Origin of the sequence: Paraflavitalea sp. CAU 1676, assembly GCF_029223285.1 — a bacterium.
Lineage (GTDB): Bacteria > Bacteroidota > Bacteroidia > Chitinophagales > Chitinophagaceae > Paraflavitalea.
In genome coordinates this window covers 1-5,346 of sequence record NZ_JARHUJ010000017.1, presented here as the reverse complement: position 1 = coordinate 5,346, position 5,346 = coordinate 1, and the positions used below count along the sequence as shown (strand labels likewise).

The 5,346-nt window shown below is 45.9% G+C and carries 3 protein-coding genes and 4 tRNA genes; 2 read left to right on the top strand and 5 right to left on the bottom strand.

Going from position 1 to position 5,346, the window contains the following annotated elements:
* Positions 1-366: 366 nt before the first annotated feature.
* Positions 367-1,566, bottom strand: a complete 1,200-nt coding sequence (locus P2H89_RS35365; protein ID WP_275836315.1) for a PQQ-binding-like beta-propeller repeat protein — start codon at positions 1,564-1,566, stop codon at positions 367-369.
* A 209-nt stretch (positions 1,567-1,775) separates the two neighbouring features.
* Here P2H89_RS35365 and P2H89_RS35360 point away from each other — a divergent pair, with 209 nt between their 5' ends.
* Positions 1,776-2,312 (top strand): DUF1877 family protein, encoded by a 537-nt coding sequence (locus P2H89_RS35360; RefSeq protein WP_275836313.1) that lies wholly within the window; start codon positions 1,776-1,778, stop codon positions 2,310-2,312.
* A 186-nt stretch (positions 2,313-2,498) separates the two neighbouring features.
* Here P2H89_RS35360 and P2H89_RS35355 read toward each other — a convergent pair.
* From P2H89_RS35355 to P2H89_RS35340, 4 genes are all read right to left on the bottom strand, one after another.
* Positions 2,499-2,591, bottom strand: a tRNA-Ser gene (locus P2H89_RS35355).
* A 12-nt stretch (positions 2,592-2,603) separates the two neighbouring features.
* Positions 2,604-2,689, bottom strand: a tRNA-Ser gene (locus tag P2H89_RS35350).
* A gap of 20 nt (positions 2,690-2,709) precedes the next feature.
* A tRNA-Cys gene (locus tag P2H89_RS35345) sits at positions 2,710-2,785 on the bottom strand.
* A 19-nt stretch (positions 2,786-2,804) separates the two neighbouring features.
* Positions 2,805-2,879, bottom strand: a tRNA-Leu gene (locus tag P2H89_RS35340).
* A 595-nt stretch (positions 2,880-3,474) separates the two neighbouring features.
* On the opposite strand from P2H89_RS35340, the gene P2H89_RS35335 reads away from it, so the two are divergent.
* Positions 3,475-4,881 carry a DNA recombination protein RmuC gene (locus P2H89_RS35335; RefSeq protein ID WP_275836311.1) on the top strand — a complete coding sequence of 469 codons (1,407 nt, stop codon included), beginning with the start codon at positions 3,475-3,477 and terminating at the stop codon, positions 4,879-4,881.
* Positions 4,882-5,346: the final 465 nt, after the last annotated feature.

Below are 5,346 nucleotides of genomic sequence, written 5' to 3'. Positions count from 1 at the left end.
CTGTAAAGCTATATCCGTACAATCTGACAAACTGTAAAGCTATATCCGTATCATTGTGAACGACTGTAAAGCTCTCCCAGTAATAAGCTACCCACCTGTAAAGTTTTTTCAGTACAAGACATTTCGACATGGTGATAAATAGACGCGCACTTAACGCACACCAAACCCGGACCAAACCCGGACCAAGCCCGGGCATTCCCGAAATTAGCTCCCGTTTGATGCGCGTTATCTGCGCGTCAGGTACGGCAATAAATGAGCTAAAACCTAGCTCATTAAGGGAGCTGTCCTGAACCATTATTACAGTATGGAATAATAAAGAAGTGAAACCCATTGGAGACTGGGCGAGGTAAAGCTGATTACGCGTTCTTAATTGCCAGCTATCCGGACAGCATAGAGGCTGCCATCAGTGCTTCCGAAATAAATAACGCCGTTCCGGATCGCTGGCGTTGAGAGGATGCTGCCGAGGTTGAGTATTTTGGCTTCAGAAGCTTTGGTGGCTGCGTCGTCACCATAGATGGAAAAGTCTCTGCGGAAATGCCCGGTTGAATCAAATACAGTTGAATAGTTTTTCTTGCTGCCATCCGTTTGAAACAGCCAGGCGATCTTTCCGCCCTTTTCTCCAAGCCCATACAGAAAGCCATCGTAGCAGCCAGTAATAATGAGGCTATCGTAAGCCACAGGCGAGTTGTACGACCGAAGGGGCAGCGGCGATTTCCACTGCAGTTCACCGTAAAAGTTGTTGAGGCTGTAAAAGGCATGGGTGTCAGAAGTGCCAAAGAATAACTTGCTGTTTTTCTCGAGTGGAGTGGCAATGATCCAGCTACCCTGTTCTTTCATATTCCAAAGTCCTACCCCGGTTTGTTTATTTAAGGCGTAGATGTTGTAGTCTCGGCTACCGAAATAGACGGCATCCTTCGTTACCAGGGCGGCTTTCTGGATCTCTCCTTTCGGAAAAAAGCGATCGCCGATGGTTTTGAACTTCCAGATGAGTTTGCCAGTACCTGCGTGCAACGCATAGAAGTTTCCATCAAAACTACCGACGAATAAAGTGTCGTTGCTGATGACAGGATCGGCATGTACAATACCGCCGGTGGCAAATCGCCATACTTCTTTTCCGGTGCCGGCATTGATGGCATACACATGGCCATCGCCACTGCCGATATAAAGCAACCCTTTATAGAATGCCGGTGAAGAACGGTAATAATCCCATAGATCGTAGTTACGTTCGCCCTTGGTGGCAAACTTCCAGCGGAGGGTTCCTTGTTGTGCGTCGAGGGCGTAAACGAAACCATCTTCGCAGCCAAAGAATACTTTGCCATCGGCTACTATGGCCGAAGACCGGATGGGTTTTCCGGTACTGAACTTCCATAGTAAGCGGCCATCGCTGAGTGCATTACAATAGAATGATCCATCGTCGCTGCCGTAGTAAATATGATTGCTGTCTATCCGTGGGCTGGTAACGATTTTATCTTGTGTAGTATATTTCCAAAGAAGTGATCCTGTTTTTACCTGGGCTTGCAGCAAAAATGCTATCGATAGGCAAAAGGACAAAGCGAATAATTTCATAAGCAGCATCGGTTGGGCTAGCAGTAAATATAGGGCAAACTTTGGTGACGAAAAATAAGCAGACGCTTGCCGCTGGGAAAGATTTGTACATCCGGTAGAAGAAGGACAAATGTCGGATTAAAAAAATGCGGGCAAAAAAAGCCATCTTTTGCTAATTGTAGCGTATAATAGAGTTGTATAAAGTTGTTTCAATTAAAGAAGGGATTACAATGGGCCAATCGGTAACACTTTACAGAGTAGGTAAGCATGAATTCAGGCAATTGGAACAATCTGCCGGAAGGCAACAGTTTGAAGTTTCTGCTGCTAAAAATCATGTAACATTTCAAGGCTCATTTATGGGTCTTGAATATGTTTTGTCCAAAGGGCAGGACGACTCAACGGTTGAACTTGTCAGAGGGATCTTCTCTCCAAATCAATCTCTTGGCGGAAAAGACATTGAACAATTGACACTTGAGGAACAATTTGAATTTTATGAAAGCGGAGGCCTGGTCTCATACCTGGGTATCGACGTGATTTCAAAACTCGATACCTTGTTTGATACAATTTCAGCGGCAGAGATAAGCGAAAGGTATGACGCAGATGAATTCAATGCCAATGGAATTTATCCGGAAGTATGGCACAAAGACAATTCTGCCGACCTGGGATTTAATGAAATGCACCTATTGACAGATTTTGCAGATCTTAAATCAATGATCAGGCAGGCGAGAAATGAACAGGATTATATTCTGGTGTTCTGCGGCGAATAAATGCAAGCTCTCATATTCGAACGATAATAGCCTTCAAATCTTACAACTTGAAGGCTTTCCCAATTTTAAGTGGGGCGTGAGGGATTCGAACCCCCTGTGTTTCTAATGTTACAGATTTACAGTCTGTCGTAACTCCACCGTCGTTACCGACGCCCCGGTAAATATTTGCGGCCCCATCGGACCGTTTGGCGGAGAGCAAAGGAATCGAACCTTTACCACGCTGTTAGCATGGAACATCTTAGCAGGATGTCGTAGCAAACCAATGTCTACCTGCTCTCCATTTTTATTTCGCGGAAGGTGCAGGATCCGAACCTGCAAACGCTGTTCACGTACGGCAGTTTTCAAGAATGCTGCATTACCAATTATGCTAACCTTCCGTAGCACACACAAATACAAGAGAGCAAGAAGGGAATTGAACCCTTGTTCAATTGGTTTTGCAGACCAATCCCATCGCCAGCATTGGGTACTTGCTCATGATGCTGTTACGCAATAGTAACCCGGTGAGATTCGAACTCACCCTGTGCTGTTCCTAAGACAGACGCCTCCTTCCGTTGGGCTACGGGGCTATAAAGGCATGACGTTACCACTTCGGTTATACCACGCATTAAGTGCCGTTACTGGCAGCATAACTGTGAATACCAAATTCTAAAAACAAAAAACCCTTCAAGTGCTGAACCTGAAGGGCTTTGATGCATTTATAAACGTTTGCTGATTAGCTAAGTGTTTGATTTGCATACATACGTAAGCCCTTCGTTCGGCTGCAATAGCAACTGAGCGACAGACTTGATAGATATGTATTCATTTGTTTCATAGTGCAAAAATAGTGAAACAAATGAATGTGCAAAGCAAAATGGAGAATTGTTTTGAAAAAAAACATTTGTCCTGTGCAGTTAGTGGTTGATGGCTGGTAAGTTTTTTGAGCTACTTTGTCTGTAAGTTGTTCTGGCAATTAGCGCAATGGCCTTGTGCTGCTATCCAGGTCGACTCATCGTGTGTTGATGTTTTATGCTATACTGTTTCCCGTACCGTGGGCTCACCTGGTTTTTGTAATGTTGCTGCCGCAGGCGAATTATGTTAAAGATGAAAGCGGATCCTTTAAAAAGCGATGCGCTCCCATAAAATAAGCGTAATATCGTAGTACCCATTTGTAAATTACTGACCCATGACTATCGAAATATTTCTGCTGGCAGCAGTATTGCTGTTGCTGGTCGTTGTAATAGCATTGCTGATGAAGGTGGCTGGTAAAAATGGCAACAGTCAGCTCTCCGATATCAGGTATAAAGTTGATTCCCTCACCGGCGAAATAGGCCGCATCGAATCGGCTGTGAAAACGGAGATCAGCGTGAATCGTACTGAAGCCAATGCTGCACAAAAAGATGCCCGCCTCGAGCTTACCCGCTCCCTGCAGCTGTTTGGTGACCAGCTTGCTAATGCGATGAAGGAAAGTGCCGCCAGACAAAAAGAACAGCTGGAAACCTTTTCCCGTTCACTCAACGACTTCAGTGCGAACCAGAAGGAGAACTTCTTTGCGTTGCTTAATAAGCAGACCGAGCAGAATGCCACTACCTCGCATCGGCTGGATCAGTTGAGGGAAACACTCGAAAAGAAGATCACGGAACTGCAGGCGGGCAACGAGAAGAAGCTGGATGAGATGCGTTCCACTGTCGATGAGAAGTTGCAGAAGACACTGGAGAGCAGGCTTGGTGAATCTTTCAAGCTGGTGAGCGAAAGGCTGGAGGCGGTTCACAAAGGGCTTGGCGATATGCAGCAACTGGCAACTGGTGTGGGCGATCTGAAGCGGGTGCTAACGAATGTGAAGACCCGCGGCATCCTGGGAGAGTATCAGCTGGAGAGTATGCTCGAACAGCTGCTTACTCCCGAGCAATACGGAAAGAACGTAAAGACAAAAGCAGGATCAAATGCATTGGTAGAGTTTGCAGTCAAGCTGCCCGGTAAAGAGAGTAGGGATAAAGTGTTGTGGCTGCCGGTAGACTCCAAGTTCCCCAAAGAAGATTTTGAGTTGCTGGTCGAAGCGTATGATAAAGCAGTGCCGGAGCTGGTAGAGGAATCGCGCCGCAATTTCGTTCGTGGCATTAAGAAGTGTGCCTTCGATATTTCATCTAAATACATCGACCCGCCCAATACCACCGATTTCGCGATACTTTTTCTGCCATTCGAAAGTCTTTATGCAGAAGTGTTGAGAACGCCCGGACTATTCGAGACCATCCAACGCGAGTATAAAATCATCATCACCGGCCCCACGACTTTGTCAGCGTTGCTGAACAGTTTCCAGATGGGCTTCCGCACACTGGCCATCGAAAGGAGATCGAGTGAAGTGTGGCAGTTGTTGGGGGCCGTGAAGACTGAGTTTGGCAACTTCGGCGGCATATTGGAGAAGACGCAGAAGAAGCTGCAGGAGGCCAGCAATGTGATCGAGCAGGCTGGTGTGCGCTCACGTGCCATCGAGAAGAAGCTGCGCAACGTGCAGGAGTTGCCACAGGAAGAAGCAAATGGGTTGCTCGACAACATGGTTGATTCGTCCTTCACCGACGACTCACTGGCGCGGTAAGCTGTTGTCTTTGCAAGAAAAAATGCCATGAAGAAGTGACCGCAATAAACGGAAGCAAAAGAAATTGTGCGCGCGTGAAAAATACTTTCAAAAAAGGTCAGAGGAGCTGAATCCGCTACTGTACTCATTCAGGACGTTTTTGTGCACGTCTTGTTTCACTTACTCGCAGAAAAAAGTTTGAAATAATTTCAAATAGATTTGGTGGGAAACGAAAAACTTCTACCTTTGCAACCCCAACGACGAAATGCGGGAAGCGAAAAAGAGCCGAAAGGCACCAAAGTAACTGAAAGCACAACGAAAATAAGGGCAGCGAAAAGAAGCCGAGAGGCACCGAAGTAACTGAAAGATCTTTGAAAGTTTGGAAAGCAATAGCACATAAGTAAACTTATGGTAGATTCTGAAGCGTTAATATAATTAAGAACACAACGTTAATTTTCCAAGAGAAGATTAGCTAGTGGTCAAAAC

What these genes read in the sequence shown, in the direction of transcription:
- P2H89_RS35365 (WP_275836315.1), bottom strand. Translation starts at nt 1,566, where the DNA reads ATGAAATTATTCGCTTTGTCCTTTTGCCTATCGATAGCATTTTTGCTG.
- P2H89_RS35360 (WP_275836313.1), top strand. Translation starts at nt 1,776, where the DNA reads ATGGGCCAATCGGTAACACTTTACAGAGTAGGTAAGCATGAATTCAGG.
- P2H89_RS35335 (WP_275836311.1), top strand. Translation starts at nt 3,475, where the DNA reads ATGACTATCGAAATATTTCTGCTGGCAGCAGTATTGCTGTTGCTGGTC.